Raw genomic sequence first — 20,630 nt, 5'->3', positions numbered from 1 at the left:
TCGCAGTGCAGCCGGCCCTGGGCCGCTGCAGGAAGTCGCCACCTCGTGACGACAACCAGGAAAGAAGGAAGTCTCCGATGTTTCTCTCCGACGGGCTTTATCTGCCCACACATCGTCCGCTGCCGGCATCTCAGGTCGAACAGGCCCGGCTTGCGGCCAACAACAATCGCCGGCCGGCCAGCCTCGTCGCGCCATTCACGCTGACATGGTGGTTGCTGGTCGCCGGCGCCTTGCTGGCGGCCGCCGCACTCGCAGCCCTTGTTTCCTGATCGCAAGGCAGGAGATGACGATGCGAAGTTCTCATATTTCAGCAATTGCAAATGCCCTTCACCGGTTCGTGGTTGGACGCGACGGTGAGGGCCACTGGATCGCCCGGGATGAAGAAGGCGTGACTGGCGGCGTTTTTGCCGACAGGAGTTCCGCCGTGCGTTTCGCCGCGATGGAAAGTGGCCACCGGGCGGGCGCGATCCGCTTCGCGCCGGCAACCGTGCGCCTTTCATTGTTCAACTGACCGGATTGCGCCGTTTCCGCAATTCTTCGGACGGTCTGACCATGGACAATCCCAACGCTCCCGACCGGCCCAACGCTCCCGGCCTGCCCAACGCTTCGGACATGAAAGTGCTGCTCGACCGCGTGAAGCATGTCGGCAAGCTGCTCGAGCATCAGCTTTGGCAGGCAGCGCTCGATCTGTCGCTCGACAAGTCGTCTAGACCGGGCCGGCGATTTGCCGGTCTGGTCGAGGCCGGCGCCATGCTTGATGCCACGCTCTTGCTGGTCATGCTGTCAGAACCGCGGCGATCAGTGACAGACATCAGGAAGGCCGGCGATGCCTGGGTATGTAGCATCCAAGTCTATGGGGCAGCCACGCCGGCCAGGGCCAGGAAATTCAAGGCGGAACATGCGGATCTGCCTGCGGCGGTGCTGGCGGCCCTGCTGTCTTCGCACCTGGAAAGGCGCTTCGAAGCACACCTGAAAAATACATTTCACAAGCAATACCAAGGAGAATTTGAATCTCATGACACCTGATCAACTACGATCGCGCCTGAACGGAGCGATGACCGCGCTGGTGACGCCGTTCACGGAGGGCGAAGTCGATCTGAAGCAACTGGCCACGCTCCTGCTTTGGCAGATCGAACAGGGGATCAACGGACTGGTCCCTTGCGGCACCACGGGTGAGGCGCCCACCCTGTCGTGGGAAGAACGCCTCGACATCATCGCGCTCTGCGTGAAGGTCGCCGCCGGCAGGGTCCCGATCATCGTCGGCACCGGCACGAACAACACGGAAACGACGATCGCCTTCTCGACAGCCGCCGAAGCTTTTGGCGCCGACGCCGCGCTCATCGTGACGCCCTATTACAACAAGCCCAGCCAGGAAGGTATTTTCCGCCACTTCGAAGCCGTGGCCAGCAAGGTCAGGATACCGATCATCGTCTACAATGTTCCGGCACGAACCGGCGTCGATCTGTCGCCGGAGACCGTCGAGCGCCTGGCGGAGATTCCAACCATAATCGGCATCAAGGACGCTACCGGCGATGTGAGCCGGCTATCCTCGCTTCCCGCTGTGCTCAGGCGACGCTTCATCTGTCTTTCCGGTCACGACGCGACGTCGTTCGGGTTCAACACGATGGGCGGACGCGGGACCATCTCCGTGGTTTCCAACGTCGCGCCGCGATTGTGCGTCGAGATGCATGATGCCTGCAGGCAGGGCGATCACCACACCGCCCGGGCCATCCATCATCGCTTGCGGCCGCTGATCACAGCGCTTGAACTCGAGAGCAATCCGGTTCCGGTCAAATACGCCTTGCACCTGGCGCTGGGGCTGAGCCCGGACGTCCGTTTGCCGTTGACGCCTGTGCGCCCCGAAACCGAAATCGCCATACGGGAGGCCATGCTGGCCCTGAGCGAGGGCGTACCCGGTGTCGCGCAATCAGGGCCGGTGCTGGCTACGCCCGCGCCGTGGCGGTTTTGACAGAGGCGCTTTGCCGTCAACGGCGTAGACCAGTCCGGGCTGGACGATCCATTCGCCGGCGCGGAGCGCTTCGACATCGAAGCGTCCGCTGCGGTCGCGCGGTGCGACGCCGACGAAATGATATCGCAGTCCGCTCGCATCGACGACCGTATCAGCGATCGGATGGTCAGCAAGCCGTCCGATGACCGCTCCCCTTTCCCTCAGGTTCGCCAGGACGAAATACTCCGTCGGCACCCTATGGTTGACCCCGGCCAGCCAGACTGAATGTGATTTCATGCTCGTTTGAAGCCAGTTTGTTATCCCGGCCGCCAATCAAGCGGCGGCCCGCGACTACATAGTCGCGGGCCGCATAGGAATTCGAGAGCAGGTTTTGGCCTGATTTATATATGCCGAATAAGCCCTGCCCTGATCAGGGATCCAGCCGCCGCGGACGGCGTGGTTCGCCGCAATCAGGCGAAGATGTCGTCGCCGGGCCGCCACGGCAGTCCGGTCCGCCTGGTTGAATGTCCGGTCGAGGCGCGCAATCGATTGCTGGCCCACCGACGCAATCGGGGCGCCCTGGGCGGTCCGGCCGATCTGGCCGATCGGGCCTGCCTGGCCGGCTCGGCCAGTCTGGCCTGCCGGGACGATCCGGGCGATCTGGCCAGTCAGGCCGATCGGGCCTATCCGGCCGCCCCGGCCTGTCAGGGCGCCATGGCCCGTCCGGCCGCCAGGGGCGATCGGGCCTGTGGTCACGGTCCCGCCAATGGTGATCGCGCCAGGGCCGGTCGCGATAATCGTTCGTATCGACACATGCGCTGAGCGTTGCCGCGCAAAGGATGAGCGCCAACGCGCTTCCGAGCCTGGTCATGTCTGCTATTTCCTTGCTGTCAGTCCCTGCGGGGCGGTCTGACCGCTCAGCATTGCGCCAGCATTGCGCCGCGTGCGAATGAACCGCGGAATCCGCGGGGGCAACGCCGCCAGGTCGCCGACATTGTGGCCAGGGCAATTGCCGGCAACGCGGATGGTAGCCTCAAACTTGAAGAGACCGACGAGTTGCAGGAACTTCGGCAATCCGTTCCGGGATCTGTGGTTCGTGGCACGGGACGAACAGGGCAACATGATAAGCCACGGTTCGGTGCGATGGCTACGAACTGTCTTTCGAGCCGGGCGCGGATCGCGTGATCGTCGAGGGCGAGGAACGCGAACGCATTTTTGAACCCTTCCATCGCCTGCAGCCGCGCGATCGCGGCGCGGGCTCAATCTGGTGCGGGAGATCGTCAACAGGCAGGGCGGCCATGTCTCGATGGCTGATGCGCCCAGCGGCGGCGCCTGTTTCAGCATTGCTCTCCCCCAAGGATACAGTCGCAGGCAGGTCCAGCAACATGGTCCCTTCGCGGAAGCGTCAGGCAAGAGAAGCATTGTTGTAGTCGAGACACCATGTTCGTTGGCATGCCGTCCAGCCTCGGCAGAGGCTTGGCCTTACCTTGGCATTCTTATGCTGGGTAGGTGAACCTCGTGGCGATCCGGCACCGGTCCCTCGACGCGTCGTATCTGTTGATGACGCGGAACCGGCGAGATGCAGCGGAGCAGGTCGAATGGCTCGACGAAGGCAGTGATCAGCGGAAGGCGTTGCATGGCAATATCCGATTCCGTTTTTCTATATGTATGCAGTATGCATATGAAGAAAGCAGATGTCAAGGCGCCCGGCGAAGTCGATCACACGTTCGCGGTCATCTCGTCACGAACGGGAAAATCGTTCACCAGAGCCAGGAGCCCTGCCCAAGGGCGGCTGTCGCATCGACGATCCGGGTAAAGCTCGCGCGGGCGCGGCCGACCGTGTGCCGGGCCCTGAGATAGCCGTGCACCAGGCCCGGTTCCTCGAACCAGGTGGCTTGTCCGCCTGCCGCGATGATACGGTCGCGATAGGCCTCGCCGTCGGATGACAGCGGGTCGCATTGCGCGGTGATCAGCACCGTCGGCGGCAGGTTGGAGAAATCGGTGTCGGCAAGCGGGGCAAGTGTCGCGTCGCCAATGCGCTCCTGTCCACCGGACCGGATGTGCTTGTAGAATTCGAGGTCTCGCATGGTCAGCATCGGGGCCTCGGCATGGGTGACATAAGACCCCTTTGACCGGTCGCCGCCGAGGCCGGGATAGATCAGCACCTGCCCGATCGGCTTGCGCGGATGGCCGCGTGTCGCATGGCTGACGGCGGCCGCGAGGTTGCCGCCGGCGCTGTCGCCACAGAGCAGAATGGAGGATTGGGTGGTGGATGCCGCCCATTCGAAGGCGCTCATCACATCATCGAACGCGGCTGGATGAAGATGCTCCGGCGCCAACCGGTAGTCGACCGAGACCACGGTGTAGCCGGTGCGGGAGCAAAGCTCGGCGCAGACGTCGTCATGGCTGTCGAGCCCGCCAAGGATGAAGCCGCCGCCATGGAAATACAGCACCGTCACGGCTGCTTCCGGCGTGCTTCGATAGATGCGGATCGGGATGTCGTGCGTGGGCGTGGCAATAGCCGAGGTTTCGACCGTCACGCCCTCGGGATAGCCGGCAAAGAACTCCCGGCACATGCGATCATAGATACCCCGCTGCTGCGCGACCGTGTAGTCGATCGTATCCGGCGGATAATAGGAATTGGTGCGCTCGATGAAGGCCCAGGTCTCTGCGTCGATGAGTGTTTTGTAGTCGGTCATGGGAGTTGATTGCGCTGCCAATGTTGAACCGGGGTACCCCCCTCTGGCCTGCCGGCGAGCTCCCCCTCAAGGGGGGAGATCGGATGTCGCGAAGGCTTTCGCCAATCTCGAACGTTGGTGGATGAGCGTTGAAGTGCGAGTTGCCGATCTCCCCCCTTGAGGGGGAGATGCCCGGCAGGGCAGAGGGGGGGGGGTGACGGGACGCCATCGTTCCCTCGATAGGCATTACCTGCCCTTCCACACCGGATCACGCTTTTCCGCGAAAGCTCGAAAACCTTCCATATTGTCTTCGGAGCCATACAGCGCGTCGACCGTCGGCAACTGGCGGCGCGTCACCTTGTTCATGGCGTCCTGGAAGGTGAGCGATTCGGCGACACGGGCCGTTTCCTTGATCGCGGCAAACACCAGCGGCGGGCCGCCGGCCAGCAGCCGGGCGATCTCCCAGACGCGGTCCTCGAGCTTCTCCTTGGGCAGGACTTCGTTGACCAGGCCCCAGCGATGCGCCTCGGCGACATCCATCCAGCGGCCGGTGAGCAGGAGGTCCATGGCGACATGATAGGGAATGCGCTTCGGCAGCTTGATCGTCGCCGCATCGGCCAGCGTGCCGGCGCGGATTTCGGGCAGCGCGAAGGACGAGTGATCGGAGGCGTAGATGAGATCGCAGGACAGCGCCAACTCGAAGCCGCCGCCAACAGCCATGCCGTTGACGCAGGCAATGACCGGCTTGTTGAGGTCGCGCAGTTCCTGCAGGCCGGCGAAGCCACCGACACCATAGTCGCCGTCGACCGCGTCGCCGCCGGCGGCGGCCTTCAGGTCCCAGCCGGCGCAGAAGAACTTGTCGCCGGCGGTCTTGACGATGGCGACGCGCAAGCTCGGATCGTCGCGAAATGCCTTGAAGGTCTCGCCCAACAGTCGCGAGGTCTTGAGATCGATGGCATTGGCCTTCGGCCGGTCGAGCGTGACCTCGAGGATCGTGCCCTCGCGGCGGGTCGAAATGACGTCAGACATTCTTGTTCTCTCCAAGCACGAGCAGGGCATCGGCGATCCAGGCGCCCTTGCCCTCCCTGCAGACGATCAGCGGGTTGATGTCGAGTTCCTCGATCTCGCCGGCATTCTTCTGCACGAAGGCGGCAATGCCCGAGATCGCGTCGATGGCGGCCGCGACATCGGCCTTCGGCCGGCCACGATAACCTTCGAGCAGCGGGAACAGTTTCAGGCCGCGCAGCGCCGCATCGATGTCGTCGCGCGTCGCCGGCAACATCAGCGTGACGCTGTCGCGCAGCAGCTCGACCAGCACGCCGCCGGTGCCCAGCGTCATCACCGCGCCGAACATCGGGTCACGGGTGAAGCCGACGATCAGTTCGGCGACGCCGTCACGCACCATGCGCTCGACATAGAGGCCGGTGCCGAGCGGCAGGAGGTCATGGGCGGCGGCGCTGACCGATTCAGCGTCCTTGAGGCCGAGCCTGACAGCGCCGACCTCGGATTTGTGGGTGACGCCCAGGGCCTTCAGCGCCACGGGGAAACCGAGCGCCATCGACGAGATCACCGCCTCGACCGCATTGCCCGCGCGCTCACCCTTGGGCACCTGAAGCCCGGCCTTGATCAACCGAGACTTGGCCTCGGCCTCATCAGGCGTGACATGGTCGCCGCCAGCGGCTCCCGAGGCGGAAGTGTCGATCGGCTGTGCCTGCGGCTCGCGCCAGGCCCAGCCGATAAAGGCCGCCGCCTGCGCGGCATCCATCGCCTCGGAAATGCCGAACAGCGGCACCATGCCGCGCGCCATCAACTCGGCGGTGTATTCCTCCGGCAGGTTCTCAGGCAGGGACGAGACGATCGCGCCGTGCGCCTTGTTGGTCTTCAGCGCCGATTCGAAGGCGCGCAGCGTCGCCCACCAGTCGGTGACCGAGCAGCGGTCGGGGCGCGGGAAGTCGAGCACCAGCATGTTGAGGTCGAAGCCGCCCGACACCATGGCGGTGAAGGTGGCGGTCATCGCCGGCTCGTTGTTCCAGATGAAGGTGTGGTAGTCGAGCGGATTGGCCACCGCGACCAGCGGTCCAAGCGTCGATTTGACATGCGCGCGGTGCGTTTCGGTCAAGACCGGGAAATTGACCCAGCGGCCTTCGGCGCTGTCGGCCATGACAGAGGCTTCGCCGCCCGAACAGCTCATCGACGACAGCTTGTAGCCGGGCAGCGGTCCGGTGATGTGCAGCAGCTTCAGCGCCTCGATGAAGGCGGGGATGGAATCGACGCGCGCGATACCGAGCCGCTTCAGGAAGGCGCCGGAAGCGGCATCGGACCCGGCAAGCGAAGCGGTATGGGAAACGGTCGCCTGCCGCGCCTGTTCGGAGCGCCCGACCTTCATGGCGATGATCGGCTTCTTCAGTTCCCGGGCCCGGGCAGCCAGCCTTTCGAAGCCGGCTACCGAATCGAAGGCCTCGATGTGCAGGCCGAGCGATGTCACCCGGTCATCCTCTATCAGGCCGAGCGCCATTTCGGACAGGCCGGTCTGCGCCTGGTTGCCGGCGGTCATCAGAAAGGCGATCGGCAGGCCGCGCTTCTGCATCGTCATGTTGATGGCGATGTTGGAGGACTGGGTGATGATGGCGACGCCCTTGCCGCCCTCGTCCAGCCTGATGCCGCCATGCTGGTCCGGCCACAAAAGCGCGCCGTCGGCATAGTTGATCAGGCCATAGCAGTTCGGCCCGATGATCGGCATCTGGCCGGCGGCGGCGACCAGTTCCGCCTGCAGCCGCTCGCCGTCATCGTCATAGGCCTCGGTTTCGAGGAAGCCGGCGGCAAAGCAGACGGCACCGCCGGCGCCGCGTTCGGCCAGCGCCTTGATCACCTCGATGGTCAGATGCCGGTTGACGCCGACGAAGGCGGCATCCGGCGCGCCGGGCAAATCGGCCACCGAACGATAGGCCTTGCGGCCGGCAACTTCGTCCTTGGTCGGATGCACCGGCCAGATTTCGCCGGCAAAGCCCATCTTGATCGATTGCGCAACGACCGCGGCGGCCTGCACGCCGCCGAACACGGCGATCGATTTTGGCCGCAGGAGACGCTCAAGTTTATGCATGGATCAGGCTCCAAACGGGCGCAGCAGCGACCGCGAAATGATGTGGCGCTGGATTTCCGACGTGCCTTCCCAGATGCGCTCGACGCGGGCGTCGCGCCAGATACGCTCCAGCGGCAGGTCGTCCATCAGCCCCATGCCGCCATGGATCTGGATGGCTTCATCGGCGACAAAAGCGAGCATTTCGGTGGCCTTCAGCTTGGCCATGGCCATGTCCTGATCGGTGACGGTGCCCTGATCGTACTTCCAGCCGGCTTCGAACACCATCAGGTCGGCGGCCTTGAGTTCGGTCGCCATGTCGGCAAGCTTAAACGACACGCCCTGGAACTTGCCGATCTGCTGGCCGAACTGCTGGCGCTGCGAGGCGTATTCGACCGCATGGCCGAGCGCCCGTTCGGCACGGCCGAGACAGGTGGCGCCGACCTGCAGGCGCGTGGCGCCGAGCCAGGAATTGGCGACATCGAAACCCTTGTGGACTTCGCCGAGGACCTGGCTCGCGGGCAGCCGGCAATCATCGAATTCGAGGATGGCGTTGGTGTAGCCGCGATGCGAGACGTTGCGGTAGCCGTCGCGCACCGTAAAACCCTTGGTACCCTTGTCGACGAAGAAAGCAGTGATCTTCTTGCGTTTTCCACGCGCGGACTCTTCCTCTCCCGAGGCCATGAAGACAATGGCGAAGTCGGCGAGATCGGCGTGGGAGATAAAGTGCTTGGTGCCGTTCAGCACCCAGTCGTCGCCATCCTGCACGGCGCTCGCCTTCATGCCGCGCAGGTCGGAGCCGGCGCCCGGCTCGGTCATCGCCAGGCAGTCCCACTTCTCGCCGCGGATGCAGGGGAACAGATACTTTTCGCGCTGCTCCGGCGTGCCGGCCAAAAGGATGTTGGAGGGGCGCGCCACGCAGGTCCAGTGCAGCGCGTAATTGGCGCGGCCGAGTTCCTTTTCGTAGAGCAGCCAGGTCACTGTATCCAGGCCCGCACCGCCGACATCCGCCGGCATGTTGGCGGCGTAGAGCCCGGCTTCGATAGCCTTGACCTTGATCTCCTCGATCAGGTCACGGCGCAGCACGCCGGTGCGCTCCACTTCGCGCTCATGCGGATAAAGCTCATTCTCGACGAACGCCCGCGTCGTCTCGACGATAAGTTTCTGTTCGTCCGAAAGACCGAAATCCATGGTCTCAGCCTTTCTTCTTGCTGCTCTTCTTGTTCGGCTTTTCGGCCTTCTTCACCGGCTTGCTCGCCTTGGCCTTCTCGGCCGCCTTGGAGGCCGCCGGCTTCTTCGCCGCCAGCTTGGCGAGCTGCTTGGTATAGTCCTTGTGAAGGGCGCCGGCGCCCCAGCCCTTGCCCTTGTTCTGCTTCGACAGCGCATCCATGATCGCGACCAGATTGTCGTCGCGGATTTTTTCCAGCTCGCGGATCGACAGGCCATGCGCCTGGTCGTCCGACTGGGTGGCGATCAGGTCGACCAACTCGTCATTGAACTCCGGCACATCCATCAGCTTGGTCCATGGCCATTTCAGGCAGGGCCCGAACTGCGCCATGAAGTGGCGCATTCCCGCCTCGCCGCCGGCGACGCGATAGACCTGGAACATGCCCATCTGCGCCCAGCGCAGGCCAAAGCCATAGCGCATGATGTCGTCGAGTTCCTCGACCGTGCAGATGCCGTCCTTGATCAGCCACAGCGCCTCGCGCCATGCAGCCTCCAGCAAGCGGTCGCCGACGAAGGCCTCGATCTCCTTGCGGATGACGACAGGCTTCATGCCGATCGAAGCATATATCTCCTTGGCGACCTCGATCGCCTCGGGAAAGGTCTGCTCGCCGCCGACGATCTCGACCAGCGGCAGCAGGTAGACCGGGTTGAACGGGTGGCCGACGACCAGCCGCTCCGGGTGGTTCTTCATCGCCACCTGCATGTCGGTCGGCTTGATGCCGGACGTCGACGAGCCGACGATGGCGTTGGCCGGCGCATGGGCGTCGATCTCGGCCAGCACCTTGTGCTTGAGGTCGAGCCGTTCCGGCACGCTTTCCTGGATGAAGTCGGCATCGGCAACCGCCTCGGCGATGGTCTTGGCGAAGGTCAGCTTGCCTTCCTTGGGCAGGCCGCCGGGCACCATCTGCTTATAGGCGCGGCGCGCACCCTTCATCACTTCCGAGACCTTGCGCGATGCCTCAGGATCGGGATCGAAGATCGACACGTCGATGCCGTTCAAGAGCAGGCGCGCCACCCAGCCGGCGCCGATGACACCGCCGCCGATGGCGGCCGCCTTGTTGATGATGCTCATGCTGAGGCTCCGGTTCTTGTCTTGGCTGTTTGGGTGTCGATGAGGGGCACACGCTCGCCAGCGCGGATCACCGAGGGGTCGTAGGCCTTGCGGGCAAAGACTTCGAGCACGAAAGGCCGGAAGAACTCGATCGGCAGCGTCTCATAGTCGGGGTCGAAGCTCGACTGGTCCCAGCGTTCGCAGAATTGGTCGCAATCGTTGAAATAAGCATGGCCGGCGAAGCGGTCGCGCGCATGGCGGTTGCCGCCGAGGTGATGGGCATAATAGAGCCGCTGGAAGTCGCCGTGCTTTTCCACCACCCAGGTGCATTGCTCGCGCACGAAGGGTTTCAGGATCGAAGCGGCGTATTCGTCGTGATTGTAGGGCGCGTAGATGTCGCCGATATCGTGCAACACCGCGCAGGCGATCCAGTCGGTGTCGGCACCATCGCGCCAGGCGCGCGTCGCCGCCTGCAGCGAATGGCCGAGCCGCGTGATCTTGTAGCCGGACAGGCCCTCGTCGAGCTGCACCAGCGCATCGAGCAGCCGCTCGCCGGTCTTGGCCGCATAGTCGATTTCATGCGCGGTCAGGAACTCGTAATCGTTCCTGTCGCCATCCTTCATCGCGGTGAACTTGACGGTTGTCATGCCTGCCTCCCAGCGCTTGAGCTATTATGCAGCTATCGGTGCTCGCTTGGTCAGATTGAGCTTCTTGCGCACTTCCTCCGGGCCGATGACCCTGGCGCCCATATTGGTGACGATATTTGCCGCCCGCTCGACCAGCTGAGCATTGGTGGCGAGCACGCCCTTGTCGAGCCAGAGATTGTCCTCGAGGCCGACGCGGACATTGCCACCGGCCAGCACAGCTGCCGCGGCATAGGCCATCTGGTTGCGGCCGATGGCGAAGGCCGACCAGTTCCAGGTCGACGGCACATTGTTGACCATGGCCATGAAGGTGTTGAGGTCGTCAGGCGCACCCCACGGCACGCCCATGCAGAGCTGCACCAGCGCGTCGGGATTGAGCACCTTTTCCTCGACCAGCTGCTTGGCGAACCACAGATGGCCGGTGTCGAAGGCCTCGATCTCCGGCTTGACGCCCAGCGCCGTCATCATGCCGCCCATGGCGCGCAGCATGCCTGGCGTGTTGGTCATGACGTAGTCGGCCTCGGCGAAATTCATGGTGCCGCAATCCAGCGTGCAGATCTCCGGCAGGCACTGTCGCACATGTTCCATGCGGTTGGTGGCGCCGCCCATGTCCGTGCCTTTTTCATTGAGCGGCAGCGGCGCTTCCGGCGAGCCGAACACCATGTCGCCACCCATGCCCGCGGTCAGGTTGAGCACGACATCGACATTCGCCTCGCGGATGCGCTCGGTCACCTCACGGTAGAGATGCACGTCGCGCCTGGGCTTGCCGGTTTCGGGGTCACGGACATGGCAGTGAACGATCGCGGCACCGGCCTTGGCCGCATCGATGGCCGAATCGGCGATCTGCTTGGGGGAGCGAGGCACATGCGGGCTGCGGTCCTGCGAGCCGCCGGACCCGGTCACGGCACAGGTAATGAAGACCTCACGGTTCATCGCAAGCGGCATCGCACTCTCCTCCCAGTCGAAAGCCATGCATGTCGCCCAAAAGTGAGAACCGATTTTGGGACAACGACATGCACAAATACGAAACAACAATGCCTGACTTGCCGGAAACTGTTTTGCGTTTTACGAAGGAGACATGATCAAAAGCGAAAAGCCGACAATCTTTCGTGCCGAGCACACGCCGCTCAAGGTGACGCTGCTGGTGTTTTCCGGGGCGTCCATCATGTGCGTGGCATGCGCCGTCGATCCGCTGCGCGCCGCCAACCGCATTGCCGGCGAAACCCTGTTCGACTTCAGGCTGGTCTCGGTGACGGGCGACGCGCCGGTCACGACATGCGGCCTGCCGGTGGCGGTCAGTGGCCGGTTCGATGCGACGGAACCAACCGATGTCCTTGTCGTGGTCGCCGGCTTCGGCACGCAGAACTATGCCACATCGGCCTTGCTTGCCGGCCTGCGCCGCGCTGCGCGGTCGGCGCGCGCCTGCGGCGGCGTCGAGGCGGGCACATGGCTGGTGGCCCGCGCCGGCTTGCTGGAAGGGCGCAGCGCCACCACCCATTGGGAGGACATGGAGGATTTTTCGTCCGCCTTTCCGGGCGTCGACGTCCGCCCCGATCGATACATCATCGATGGGCCGGTCTTCACCACGGGCGGCGCCTCGCCGACCCTGGATCTGATGCTGCACCTTATCCGCACCCGGCTCGGCATGGCCGTGGCGCTGGATGTGGCAAGTGCGTTCATCTACGATCAGGCGCGCGCGGCGACCGACGCGCAGCCGCTGGTCTCGCTTGGCCGGCTCGATGGCTATGACCCGCGATTGGCGCAGGCGATCCGGCTGATGGAAGCGCATGTCGACCAGCCGCTGACCATGGAAGCCATAGCAAAGCGTGCCGGGGTGACGGCGCGAACGCTGGAAAGCATCTTTCGCAAGTCGATCGGCGAGACGCCCGGCGCCTATTATCTCAGGCTTCGCCTGGGCGCTGCGCGCCGGCTGGTGGTCGACACCAGGGTGGCGATGGCCGATATTGCCGGGCGGACGGGATTCTCGTCCGCCGCGGCGTTTTCGAGGGCTTTTTCACGGGCTTTCGGCGAAGCACCAGTCAGGTTGCGAAGAGGATAGTTCGATCTGGATCAGGCCGCGTTCTGCCGATCGTTGTTGCCGTCGATCTGAGAGCGCATCTGTTTGACCAAGCGCACTTCGAAGCGGCTGCTGACCGCGCGATCCCACTCGTTCAAGATTCTGGCGTCGTCGGTTTTCCTTGGCATTGCCATAAGCCGATCGATGACCGATCCGGTCTCGCCAGGTGAGAGCAGGGCGTCGATTTCACGTTCGTGCTGCATATCGGTTCGCCTCCTTCTTCCTCTCCCGCCACGCACCACACTTATACGAGATACGTGACGGCTGTTTGAAGGCAAGAGCGAGGTCATTGAAGGGCGGTCGAGGGCAAAATCTTGTCGTCGCGATCGTCGCTCCGCGCAAAGGATTCCAGACGTGGAAATCGGCTAGCTCGTGGGTCCGCCCAGCGGCTTCTCGAACAGCACGGTGGTGAAACCGCTGTCCCATTCATCGTCCGGGTAGCGGCCCTTCTCGACATAGCCGACCGCCTTGTAGAGGCCCTGGGCGCGTTCGTTGAACGTATCGGTTTCAAGCCGCGCCTGCGGGAATCCGGCGGCGCCGATGGCCTGCTCGGCATGGGACAGCAATTTGCGGCCGACGCCCTGGCCCTGGCGATTGGCCCCGACATGCACGGCCCCGATGAAGTCGCCCCGCCAGTGGATCAGGCCGGCGATATCGCCATCAATCTCGGCAACGGTGAATTCCTGCCAGCATTCATCGACATAGCACCCGCCAATATCGGTCTCGACATAGCGCTGCGCCGAAGCCTTGGTGATGTGCGGCAGCCAGGTGCCTTCGAACGTTTCCCGCAGGACCTGCTTCAAGGCCGGGATATCGCTTGCCTGTGCCGCGCGCAGGCTGATCTGGGCCTCTGCCATTTTCCGTCTCCACTTCATTGGGAGAGCTGACTAGCAGAACGTGTCGAAGGTGGCTTTCAGCCACCTTCGACAGGCATGGGTCCAGATGTCGGACGGCCCGCCGGATCAGACGTATCTGTTGACGATGTTTTCGAGCAGCTCCTGGCGTCCGGACCTTGGCTGCGGCTCGATCTTCTTCTTCACGACGCGCTCAGCGATCTCTTCCAGCGTGCGCTTGCCCGACAGCATCGCCTTGCCCTCGGCCGTGTTCCAGCCGGCATAGCGCTCGGCGAGCGGCGCCGACAGCGCCTTGTCCTCGACCATGCGCGCTGCCGCCTTCAGGCCGCGGGCGCAGGAATCCATGCCGCCGATATGGCCGATCAAGAGATCCTGCGGATCCAGCGACTGGCGGCGCAGCTTGGCGTCGAAATTGGTGCCGCCGGTCTTAAAGCCGCCGGCCTGCAGGACCTGGTAATAGGCCAGCGCCATTTCCGGCACGTTGTTGGGGAACTGGTCGGTGTCCCAGCCCGACTGGTAGTCGTTGCGGTTCATGTCGATGGAACCGAAGATGCCCAGCGCGTTGGCCAGGGCAAGCTCGTGCTCGAAGGAATGGCCGGCCAGGATCGCGTGGCCCTGCTCGATGTTGACCTTGACTTCCTTCTCCAGGCCAAAACGCTTGAGGAAGCCGTAGACCGTCGCGACATCATAGTCGTACTGGTGCTTGGTCGGCTCCTGTGGCTTCGGCTCGATCAGGATGGTGCCCTTGAAGCCGATCTTGTGCTTGTAGTCGACAACGAGGTTGAGGAAGCGGCCTGCCTGTTCCTGCTCGCGGGCAAGGTCGGTGTTGAGCAACGTCTCGTAGCCCTCGCGCCCGCCCCACAGAACGTAGTTCTCGCCCTTCAGCCGCTTGGTCACGTCGATGCAGTGCTTCACCGTCGCCGCTGCATAGGCGAACACATCCGGATCCGGATTGGTGGCCGCACCCGACATGAAGCGGCGGTTGGAGAACAGGTTGGCGGTACCCCACAGCAATTTGACGCCGGTCTGCTTCATCTTGCCGGCAAAATAGTCGGCTATCTCGTCGAGCCGATCAGCACTCTCGGAGAAATCCTTGCCCTCGGGCCGCACATCGGCGTCGTGGAAGCAGAAATAGGGGGCGCCGAGCAGCGAGAACATTTCGAAGGCGACATCGGCCTTCAGTTTTGCCAGCTCCATCGTGTCGGTGCCGCCGGCCTTGGGGAACCAGGGGCGGTCGAAAGTCTGGCCGCCGAACGGATCGCCGCCCGGCCAGGCGAAGGAGTGCCAGTAGGCGACGGCAAAGCGCAGGTGATCCTCCAGCCGCTTGCCCGCCACCACTTCATCGGGATTGTAGAAACGATAGGCCAGCGGATTGGTCGAATCCGGCCCCTCATATTTGATCTTCTGGATGTCGCCGAAAAATCCGCTGCTCATGATTTTTGTCCTCTCGAATAGTTCACCTGATTACTTCAGGCGTAATTGGTTTCGTTCTTCCGCTAGCTGAAAAGGGTCATGTCAAAAGCCACTCAACTGAAGGAGACAGACCATGACCGACCTCAACAAAATCGCCGAAGGCTACATCACCGCCTGGAACGAAAGCGATGCGGCCCGCCGGGCGGCTCTGCTGAAGGCTGTTTTCACCGAAGACGTCAGCTACCGCGATCCGCTCATGCAGGGCGATGGCCATGAAGGTGTCGCGGCGCTGATAGACGGGGTGCAGCAGCAATTTGCCGGCTTCCGTTTCTCGCTTAAGGGCACGCCTGACGGCTATGCCGACAAGATCCGCTTCTCGTGGAATCTCGGGCCGGAAGGCACTGACTCCATCATCGAAGGCACGGATATCGGCGTCATCGAGAACGGCCGCCTGAAGAGCGTCACCGGCTTTCTGGACAAGATCCCGGCGCAGTGACGTTTTGGTGCTGAGGTTGGCGCGAGGCGCCCCCCTCTGGCCTGCCGGCCATCTCCCCCTCAAGGGGGGAGATCGGCTGTATTTCCCGCCTTCGCTAATTATCAGCCTTGCAAGACGGGCATAGCCGCCAACGCTGCCAATCTCCCCCCTTGAGGGGGAGATGCCCGGCAGGGCTGAGGGGGGTGCCTGGCGCCAGCTCACGCGGTCGCGCCCTTGATCGCCGGATATAGCGCCCGGTAGCGCTGATAGGCATCCGCATAGGCGTCGCCAAGATTAGCAGCAGGTTCGATCGTGGCGTCCGTCGCTGGCGCTGTGCAGACGCCGAGCGGATCAGCACCCGTCGCCGCGATCAGGCCGAGCCTGGCCGCACCGAAGGCCGCGCCGAAATCGCCGTCGGCCGGAATGTCGACGGGTATTTGCAAGGCCGTGGCGATGGCCTTCAGCCAGTAGCGCGAGCGCGAACCACCGCCGATCGCCGTCACGCGCGTCAACTTGGTCCCAGCCTTGGCCAGGGCTTCGAGGCTGTCGCGGAAAGCGAAGGCCACGCCCTCAAGCACGGCCTGTGTCAGCACGGCGCGGCCCGATTCATGTCCAAGCCCGGTAAACGAGCCGCGAATGGCGGAGTCATTGTATGGCGTGCGCTCGCCCGACAGATAGGGGAGGAAGGATACGCCGGTGGGCGCCTTCAGCGTGTCGCCGAGTTCGGCGGTCAGTTCACCAGCGCCCTTGCCCGTGATTTCCGAAAGCCAGTTCAGCGAATCGGTCGCCGACAGGATGACGCCCATCTGGTGCCAGGTATCGGGCAAGGCATGGCAGAATGTGTGGACCGCGCTTGCCGGGTTGGGCAGATAGGACGCGTTGGCGGCAAACAGCACGCCCGATGTTCCCAGCGAGACGAAGGCATGGCCGGCGCCCACCGTGCCCATGCCGCAGGCCGAGGCGGCATTGTCTCCGGCGCCACCGGCGATCGGAATGCCGGCTTGCATGCCCCATTTCGACGCCAGCTCGGCGCGCAACGCGCCTGCCTTGTCGGCGCCTTCAACGAGCGACGGCATGTGCCTTTCATCAAGCGATGTCGCGGCAAGCAGGTCGGACGACCAGCGGCGCTTGCCGACATCGAGCCAGGACGTGCCGGCTGAATCCGACATTTCCGAAATATGCTCGCCCGACAGCCACAGCCGCAGGAAATCCTTCGGCAGCAGCACCTTCGCCACCTTGTCGAAAATAGCGGGCTCGTTGTTCTTCACCCAGGCCAGTTTCGGCGCGGTGAAGCCCGGAAAGACGATGTTGCCGGTCAGCGCCCGGAAGCGTGGGTCGGCATCGAGCGCGGCGGCTTCCACGTGGCTGCGCGTGTCGTTCCACAGGATGCACGGGCGCAGCACCTTGTCGCCGGCATCAAGCAGGGTGGCGCCATGCATCTGGCCGGACAGGCCAATGCCCTCGACCGCCGCTAGCTCCTTGGCATGGGATGATTTGAGCTCGGCAATCGCAACTTCGCAGGCGCGGATCCAGTGATCGGGGCTTTGTTCCGACCAGCCGGGATGCGGCCGTGAAACGTCAAGCGAACCATGGCCGGAACCGATGACAGTCTGCCTGGCATCGATCAACCGCGCCTTGACGCCGGACGTGCCCAGATCGAGGCCGAGATACATGATTTCCTCCCATTGCCCAATTATTTCGGATCTCGAAAAAATCTGGCTTGGCCAGTTTTTAAGACAAGATCAGCCGAAGGTCAATTCTCTGACAAATCGGCGACGCGTCGCGAAAACAGTGCCGACAATGGGCTATCCGGCCGCGCCATTACGCGTTCCGCGGCAAGCGCGCTCGCCAGGGCCCTGTCACCGGAGCGCAGTGCAGCCTCCATCAATGTCAGGTCGATGACGTCGCGCTGCGCATGGCTGCCACCGAAACGGTTGGCGATTGCCCGGATCGGCCGGACCCGCCGCACCGTCTCATTGTAGTTGCCTTCGCCGAATGCCTTGATGGCCAGCGTCAGGGGATGACCAACATCCCGGGTGAACGCGGCATTGTCGTCGACGCCGTGCATGGCGTCGCGCTGCGCCTGGAGCAGGGTCTGAGCCGGCGCGTCGAGCCCGGCACCAACGAAGGCCATCATCGCATGCGCATCATTGAAGGCATAATTGCCGGCGCCGGCCTTGGGCGTCCAATTAGCAGCGAGTGCCGCCCAGCGGTTCCCGACATCGACGCCGCCGAGATGGAGCCGCCACAGGATTGCCGAGGCATCGACCATGTTGAGCGCCAGCGTCGAACGCTTGCCGTAGATCGGGCCATCATAGAGCGACAGCACCTCATCGATCTCTCCGAGGTCGTAGTGGAACAGCGCCAGATGCCACCAATTGTGCACCTGCAGGAAGCTTTCCCGCACCCACGCTTGCGGGTTGGCGCGCATCCAGGCAATGCCATCCCTTTGCCGGCTTTGCATTTCCATGACATGGGCGACGGCGTGCTGCGCCCAGCCGTCGCGTGGCTCGATCTCGATCGCGGTGCGGCCGAATTTTTCCGCACGCGCATAGTCGCCCATTTCCTCCAGCCCGAAGGCCTGCATGCCGAGAATGGCGTGGTAGCCCGGCATGCCGTTTTGCCATGACGGCAATGCGCGGCCGATGCGATCGCGCAGCATGCGGGCATTGCCCGTGAAGAAGTCGATCTGGTGCCCCACCTGCAGCGCCAGTGCGTCGAGCGGAGACTCGATGGTGATATCCTCGAGAATGCGGGACGCATGGTGCCAGTGTCCGTTGGCAAGATGGCCGAGCGCGGCGACATGCGCCTGCTCACGCGTCGTGGCTGCCAGGGGCAGCGCCGAGGCGTGGCACGCCGCGGTAACAGCCATTGCCTCGCGCTCCGTGGCGAGCCCGAACAAATAGCCCTTCAGCACATGCGCCATGGCGAAGCCGGGCGCGTCGGCGATGGCGCGATCGACGGAACCAACTGGATCGCCGATGAAACACCGCAACTCGTGGAGAGCCTGGCCGTAGGACGACAGGCCGGTTTGCGTCGCGCCCGAAAATGTCAGGCCGAACTGGTCCCTGATTGGCATGCCTGGCCTTTCAATCACCGCCCGAGTCCTGATCCTAGAGCATCAACGGTGACCGCGCCAATCCGACCTGCCGGTGTCATCGACGGCAGGCCGACTGAGAGATGGCCTCAATTCCCCGAGCGCATCGCCACCGTGGCGATACCGGCGCCGACCAGCAGCGAGCCGCCGGTGCGGTTGAAGATGCGGATCGCCCTGGGGTTGCGCACGACATTGCGCGCCCTTGCCGCGACCAGCGCGTAGCCGAAGGCATTGGCGAAGGCGAGCGCCAGGAAGGTCGTCTCGAAGATCGCCATCTGCGTCCAGAAATTGGCGTGCCGGTCGAGGAACTGCGGCAGGAAGGCGACGAAGAAGGTGATGCTCTTGGGATTGAGCGCCGTCACCAGCCAAGCATGCGCCATCATCTTCGCCGAGGATACCGCGTCGGTGCGCGGTTCGGCCTTGAGCGTGCCACCGGCACGGAACAATTTTATGCCGAGATAGATCAGGTAGCCGGCGCCGATCAGCTTCAGCACCGTGAACACGGTGGCCGAGGCGGCCAGCAACGCACCGATGCCCAGCATCGACAACGTCATGGCGGTGAAGTCGCCGAGCGCCACGCCGACAGCCATCGGCAGCGCGGTGCGCCAGCCCTGGCCCAGCGCATAGGACACCACCAGCAGAATGGTCGGGCCTGGAATGATGAGAAGGATCGTCGACGCGGCGGCGAAAGCGGCCCAGTTTTCGAAGGACATGTCTGTCTCCCTAGGGTTAAAGAAAAGGATAAATCCTCGGGCCCGGGAGAATGTAAAGAGGCGAAAGTATTAATTTCGCCAAGGCGAGGTAGGCGTCAGTTCGCGCCGCTGATCGCGCCCACCATATCGGCCAGGCTGACATTGGCACCGAGCACCAAGGTGGCGGCGATGATGGCAGCCGCGAAAAGCTTGATGTCTGTCATTAACGTCTTGCACATGATTTCCCCTCGATCGCGGTCCGAGGGGTAGGGCTTGCCCGCGCCGGGATTATGACCTGACGGAGGTCATTTTGTGCGAGATGAGTCGTTCGACGGGCGGATTGCTCGGTCAGAGCCCATGTTCATCCGCGCGAATGCAGGAAACGCGGGGCTTTCACCCTTTATCAACCATGATTGTTGAAAATGCCAGATATCCGGCCGGACCGTGCTTCCCGCCGATAGCGTAGGGTTTGGTATATGCGTGAGTTGCCGCAAGGTCTGACGCCGCCGCGTAACGGCGACGCAATCGAAACCGAAAATCGTCTGTCCCGTCGTGCCGTCCTGTCCGGGGCCGGTGCATTCGCCCTGCTTGGCGTCGCCGGCTGCTCCACTTCGGGCGGAGGCGGTGGTGGTCTTTCGGCACTGCAGCTCGACGACACCGTCACCGGTTCGGTGCGGCCCATGCGTCCGAGCATCAGTGTTGACAAGCACATCACCAGCCCCGACCTCATGTACGCGGGCTTGACGGATGGCGGCTTCAATGTGCCCGAAGTGCCGTATCTCAAGGTCAAGGCGGAATTCCGCCGCCAGATCGTCGTCGATCCGACCGGTGAGCAGCCCGGCACCATCGTGGTCCATCTGCAGGAGCGCATGCTCTATCTGGTGCAGCCAGGCGGCGACGCGATCCGCTACGGCGTCGGCATCGGCAAGGACGGCTTCCGCTGGTCCGGCCGCGCCAACATCCAGTACGGCAGGGAATGGCCGACCTGGACCCCGCCGCCGGAGATGATCGCCCGCAAGCCGGAACTGGTGAAGTGGCAGGGTGGACAACCCGGTGGTCTCACCAACCCGCTCGGCGCGCGTGCGCTCTACATCTACCAGGACGGCAAGGACACCGGTTACCGCATCCACGGCTCGCCCGAATGGTGGAGCATAGGCCAGGCCATGTCGTCGGGCTGCGTGCGCCTGATCAACCAGGACATCATCGACCTCTACAGCCGCGTTTCCAAGAAGAACCCGGTCGTCGTCATGTGACCTGCCGGCCGCCGTGCGCGGCCGCCCTATCTTTTTGTTTGAGCATGACCTTTTTCCCGAAAACGGTTCCGGAGTTTTCGGGATCATGCTCTCGTTTCTCCCGTTGCGCGATGGCGCAAGACAGGCGAATGTGCCGGGAAATCCA

At 63.5% G+C, this 20,630-nt stretch carries 22 protein-coding genes; 7 read left to right on the top strand and 15 right to left on the bottom strand.

Annotation, left to right across the window (positions count from 1 at the left end):
- Nucleotides 1-77: 77 nt before the first annotated feature.
- The 4 genes from LGH82_RS16735 to dapA are packed head-to-tail and all read left to right on the top strand — an operon-like array spanning nucleotide 78 to nucleotide 1,969.
- A complete protein-coding gene (locus tag LGH82_RS16735) occupies nucleotides 78-269 on the top strand; it encodes a hypothetical protein (protein WP_227343803.1) in 192 nt (63 codons plus the stop codon).
- A 14-nt stretch (nucleotides 270-283) separates the two neighbouring features.
- A complete protein-coding gene (locus tag LGH82_RS16730) occupies nucleotides 284-511 on the top strand; it encodes a hypothetical protein (RefSeq protein WP_227343802.1) in 228 nt (75 codons plus the stop codon).
- Between the two features lie 41 nt (nucleotides 512-552).
- A complete protein-coding gene (locus LGH82_RS16725; protein ID WP_227343801.1) occupies nucleotides 553-1,026 on the top strand; it encodes a hypothetical protein in 474 nt (157 codons plus the stop codon).
- Nucleotides 1,016-1,969 (top strand): 4-hydroxy-tetrahydrodipicolinate synthase, encoded by a 954-nt coding sequence (gene dapA, locus LGH82_RS16720; protein ID WP_227343800.1) that lies wholly within the window; start codon nucleotides 1,016-1,018, stop codon nucleotides 1,967-1,969. The genes LGH82_RS16725 and dapA overlap by 11 nt, the downstream gene beginning before the upstream one ends.
- Here the strand turns inward: dapA and LGH82_RS16715 are convergent.
- From LGH82_RS16715 to LGH82_RS16675, 8 genes are all read right to left on the bottom strand, one after another.
- Nucleotides 1,928-2,245 (bottom strand): hypothetical protein, encoded by a 318-nt coding sequence (locus tag LGH82_RS16715; protein WP_227343799.1) that lies wholly within the window; start codon nucleotides 2,243-2,245, stop codon nucleotides 1,928-1,930. The genes dapA and LGH82_RS16715 overlap by 42 nt on opposite strands.
- A 1,463-nt stretch (nucleotides 2,246-3,708) precedes the next feature.
- The gene (locus LGH82_RS16705) at nucleotides 3,709-4,647 is read right to left on the bottom strand and encodes an alpha/beta hydrolase (protein WP_227343798.1); all 939 of its coding nucleotides are present in this window, start codon (nucleotides 4,645-4,647) and stop codon (nucleotides 3,709-3,711) included.
- Nucleotides 4,648-4,872: 225 nt separating this feature from the next.
- The gene (locus LGH82_RS16700) at nucleotides 4,873-5,655 is read right to left on the bottom strand and encodes a carnitinyl-CoA dehydratase (RefSeq protein ID WP_227343797.1); all 783 of its coding nucleotides are present in this window, start codon (nucleotides 5,653-5,655) and stop codon (nucleotides 4,873-4,875) included.
- Nucleotides 5,648-7,726, bottom strand: a complete 2,079-nt coding sequence (locus LGH82_RS16695; protein ID WP_227343796.1) for an acetate--CoA ligase family protein — start codon at nucleotides 7,724-7,726, stop codon at nucleotides 5,648-5,650. Before LGH82_RS16695 ends, LGH82_RS16700 begins: the two co-directional genes overlap by 8 nt.
- A 3-nt stretch (nucleotides 7,727-7,729) precedes the next feature.
- Entirely contained in the window at nucleotides 7,730-8,893 is a 1,164-nt protein-coding gene (locus LGH82_RS16690) for an acyl-CoA dehydrogenase family protein (RefSeq protein WP_227343795.1), read from the bottom strand.
- Nucleotides 8,894-8,897: 4 nt separating this feature from the next.
- Nucleotides 8,898-10,001 (bottom strand): carnitine 3-dehydrogenase, encoded by a 1,104-nt coding sequence (locus LGH82_RS16685; RefSeq protein WP_227343794.1) that lies wholly within the window; start codon nucleotides 9,999-10,001, stop codon nucleotides 8,898-8,900.
- The gene (locus LGH82_RS16680; RefSeq protein ID WP_227343793.1) at nucleotides 9,998-10,627 is read right to left on the bottom strand and encodes an HD domain-containing protein; all 630 of its coding nucleotides are present in this window, start codon (nucleotides 10,625-10,627) and stop codon (nucleotides 9,998-10,000) included. The genes LGH82_RS16685 and LGH82_RS16680 overlap by 4 nt, the downstream gene beginning before the upstream one ends.
- A gap of 24 nt (nucleotides 10,628-10,651) precedes the next feature.
- A complete protein-coding gene (locus LGH82_RS16675) occupies nucleotides 10,652-11,569 on the bottom strand; it encodes a 3-keto-5-aminohexanoate cleavage protein (protein ID WP_227349610.1) in 918 nt (305 codons plus the stop codon).
- A 133-nt stretch (nucleotides 11,570-11,702) separates the two neighbouring features.
- Here LGH82_RS16675 and LGH82_RS16670 point away from each other — a divergent pair, with 133 nt between their 5' ends.
- Nucleotides 11,703-12,683, top strand: a complete 981-nt coding sequence (locus LGH82_RS16670; protein WP_227343792.1) for a GlxA family transcriptional regulator — start codon at nucleotides 11,703-11,705, stop codon at nucleotides 12,681-12,683.
- 11 nt (nucleotides 12,684-12,694) lie between these two features.
- Here LGH82_RS16670 and LGH82_RS16665 read toward each other — a convergent pair whose 3' ends face one another.
- The 3 genes from LGH82_RS16665 to xylA form a co-directional block, all read right to left on the bottom strand.
- Entirely contained in the window at nucleotides 12,695-12,904 is a 210-nt protein-coding gene (locus LGH82_RS16665) for a hypothetical protein (protein ID WP_227343791.1), read from the bottom strand.
- Between the two features lie 162 nt (nucleotides 12,905-13,066).
- A complete protein-coding gene (locus tag LGH82_RS16660; protein WP_227343790.1) occupies nucleotides 13,067-13,558 on the bottom strand; it encodes a GNAT family N-acetyltransferase in 492 nt (163 codons plus the stop codon).
- 105 nt (nucleotides 13,559-13,663) lie between these two features.
- Entirely contained in the window at nucleotides 13,664-14,989 is a 1,326-nt protein-coding gene (gene xylA / locus LGH82_RS16655; RefSeq protein ID WP_227343789.1) for a xylose isomerase, read from the bottom strand.
- A 112-nt stretch (nucleotides 14,990-15,101) separates the two neighbouring features.
- Here xylA and LGH82_RS16650 point away from each other — a divergent pair, with 112 nt between their 5' ends.
- A complete protein-coding gene (locus LGH82_RS16650) occupies nucleotides 15,102-15,464 on the top strand; it encodes a nuclear transport factor 2 family protein (RefSeq protein WP_227343788.1) in 363 nt (120 codons plus the stop codon).
- Nucleotides 15,465-15,661: 197 nt separating this feature from the next.
- Here LGH82_RS16650 and xylB read toward each other — a convergent pair whose 3' ends face one another.
- The 4 genes from xylB to LGH82_RS33350 all read right to left on the bottom strand — a co-directional run bounded on the left by xylB (nucleotide 15,662) and on the right by LGH82_RS33350 (nucleotide 19,471).
- Complete coding sequence (gene xylB / locus LGH82_RS16645; RefSeq protein ID WP_227343787.1) at nucleotides 15,662-17,116, bottom strand: xylulokinase; 1,455 nt, start codon at nucleotides 17,114-17,116, stop codon at nucleotides 15,662-15,664.
- An 80-nt stretch (nucleotides 17,117-17,196) separates the two neighbouring features.
- A complete protein-coding gene (locus LGH82_RS16640; RefSeq protein WP_227343786.1) occupies nucleotides 17,197-18,522 on the bottom strand; it encodes a tetratricopeptide repeat protein in 1,326 nt (441 codons plus the stop codon).
- 107 nt (nucleotides 18,523-18,629) lie between these two features.
- Nucleotides 18,630-19,253, bottom strand: a complete 624-nt coding sequence (locus tag LGH82_RS16635; RefSeq protein ID WP_227343785.1) for a LysE family translocator — start codon at nucleotides 19,251-19,253, stop codon at nucleotides 18,630-18,632.
- Between the two features lie 95 nt (nucleotides 19,254-19,348).
- Nucleotides 19,349-19,471, bottom strand: a complete 123-nt coding sequence (locus tag LGH82_RS33350) for a hypothetical protein (RefSeq protein WP_264484328.1) — start codon at nucleotides 19,469-19,471, stop codon at nucleotides 19,349-19,351.
- 237 nt (nucleotides 19,472-19,708) lie between these two features.
- Here LGH82_RS33350 and LGH82_RS16630 point away from each other — a divergent pair, with 237 nt between their 5' ends.
- Nucleotides 19,709-20,485, top strand: a complete 777-nt coding sequence (locus tag LGH82_RS16630; RefSeq protein WP_227343784.1) for a L,D-transpeptidase — start codon at nucleotides 19,709-19,711, stop codon at nucleotides 20,483-20,485.
- Nucleotides 20,486-20,630 lie beyond the last annotated feature (145 nt).

The sequence above is a fragment of the Mesorhizobium sp. PAMC28654 genome (assembly GCF_020616515.1).
Lineage (GTDB): Bacteria > Pseudomonadota > Alphaproteobacteria > Rhizobiales > Rhizobiaceae > Mesorhizobium.
Note: the sequence above shows the minus strand (reverse complement) of the source record. Positions and strands in the feature narration are given on the sequence as shown.

Excerpts from the sequence above, each read along its gene's own strand:
- LGH82_RS16650 (WP_227343788.1), top strand. The coding sequence starts at position 15,102 with ATGACCGACCTCAACAAAATCGCCGAAGGCTACATCACCGCCTGGAAC.
- xylB (WP_227343787.1), bottom strand. The coding sequence starts at position 17,116 with ATGTATCTCGGCCTCGATCTGGGCACGTCCGGCGTCAAGGCGCGGTTG.
- LGH82_RS16660 (WP_227343790.1), bottom strand. The coding sequence starts at position 13,558 with ATGGCAGAGGCCCAGATCAGCCTGCGCGCGGCACAGGCAAGCGATATC.
- LGH82_RS16735 (WP_227343803.1), top strand. The coding sequence starts at position 78 with ATGTTTCTCTCCGACGGGCTTTATCTGCCCACACATCGTCCGCTGCCG.
- LGH82_RS16700 (WP_227343797.1), bottom strand. The coding sequence starts at position 5,655 with ATGTCTGACGTCATTTCGACCCGCCGCGAGGGCACGATCCTCGAGGTC.
- LGH82_RS16635 (WP_227343785.1), bottom strand. The coding sequence starts at position 19,253 with ATGTCCTTCGAAAACTGGGCCGCTTTCGCCGCCGCGTCGACGATCCTT.
- LGH82_RS16630 (WP_227343784.1), top strand. The coding sequence starts at position 19,709 with ATGCGTGAGTTGCCGCAAGGTCTGACGCCGCCGCGTAACGGCGACGCA.
- LGH82_RS16695 (WP_227343796.1), bottom strand. The coding sequence starts at position 7,726 with ATGCATAAACTTGAGCGTCTCCTGCGGCCAAAATCGATCGCCGTGTTC.
- LGH82_RS16705 (WP_227343798.1), bottom strand. The coding sequence starts at position 4,647 with ATGACCGACTACAAAACACTCATCGACGCAGAGACCTGGGCCTTCATC.
- LGH82_RS16685 (WP_227343794.1), bottom strand. The coding sequence starts at position 10,001 with ATGAGCATCATCAACAAGGCGGCCGCCATCGGCGGCGGTGTCATCGGC.
- LGH82_RS16665 (WP_227343791.1), bottom strand. The coding sequence starts at position 12,904 with ATGCAGCACGAACGTGAAATCGACGCCCTGCTCTCACCTGGCGAGACC.
- LGH82_RS16640 (WP_227343786.1), bottom strand. The coding sequence starts at position 18,522 with ATGCCAATCAGGGACCAGTTCGGCCTGACATTTTCGGGCGCGACGCAA.
- xylA (WP_227343789.1), bottom strand. The coding sequence starts at position 14,989 with ATGAGCAGCGGATTTTTCGGCGACATCCAGAAGATCAAATATGAGGGG.
- LGH82_RS16675 (WP_227349610.1), bottom strand. The coding sequence starts at position 11,569 with ATGCCGCTTGCGATGAACCGTGAGGTCTTCATTACCTGTGCCGTGACC.
- LGH82_RS16670 (WP_227343792.1), top strand. The coding sequence starts at position 11,703 with ATGATCAAAAGCGAAAAGCCGACAATCTTTCGTGCCGAGCACACGCCG.
- LGH82_RS16690 (WP_227343795.1), bottom strand. The coding sequence starts at position 8,893 with ATGGATTTCGGTCTTTCGGACGAACAGAAACTTATCGTCGAGACGACG.
- LGH82_RS16680 (WP_227343793.1), bottom strand. The coding sequence starts at position 10,627 with ATGACAACCGTCAAGTTCACCGCGATGAAGGATGGCGACAGGAACGAT.
- dapA (WP_227343800.1), top strand. The coding sequence starts at position 1,016 with ATGACACCTGATCAACTACGATCGCGCCTGAACGGAGCGATGACCGCG.
- LGH82_RS33350 (WP_264484328.1), bottom strand. The coding sequence starts at position 19,471 with ATGTGCAAGACGTTAATGACAGACATCAAGCTTTTCGCGGCTGCCATC.
- LGH82_RS16725 (WP_227343801.1), top strand. The coding sequence starts at position 553 with ATGGACAATCCCAACGCTCCCGACCGGCCCAACGCTCCCGGCCTGCCC.
- LGH82_RS16715 (WP_227343799.1), bottom strand. The coding sequence starts at position 2,245 with ATGAAATCACATTCAGTCTGGCTGGCCGGGGTCAACCATAGGGTGCCG.
- LGH82_RS16730 (WP_227343802.1), top strand. The coding sequence starts at position 284 with ATGACGATGCGAAGTTCTCATATTTCAGCAATTGCAAATGCCCTTCAC.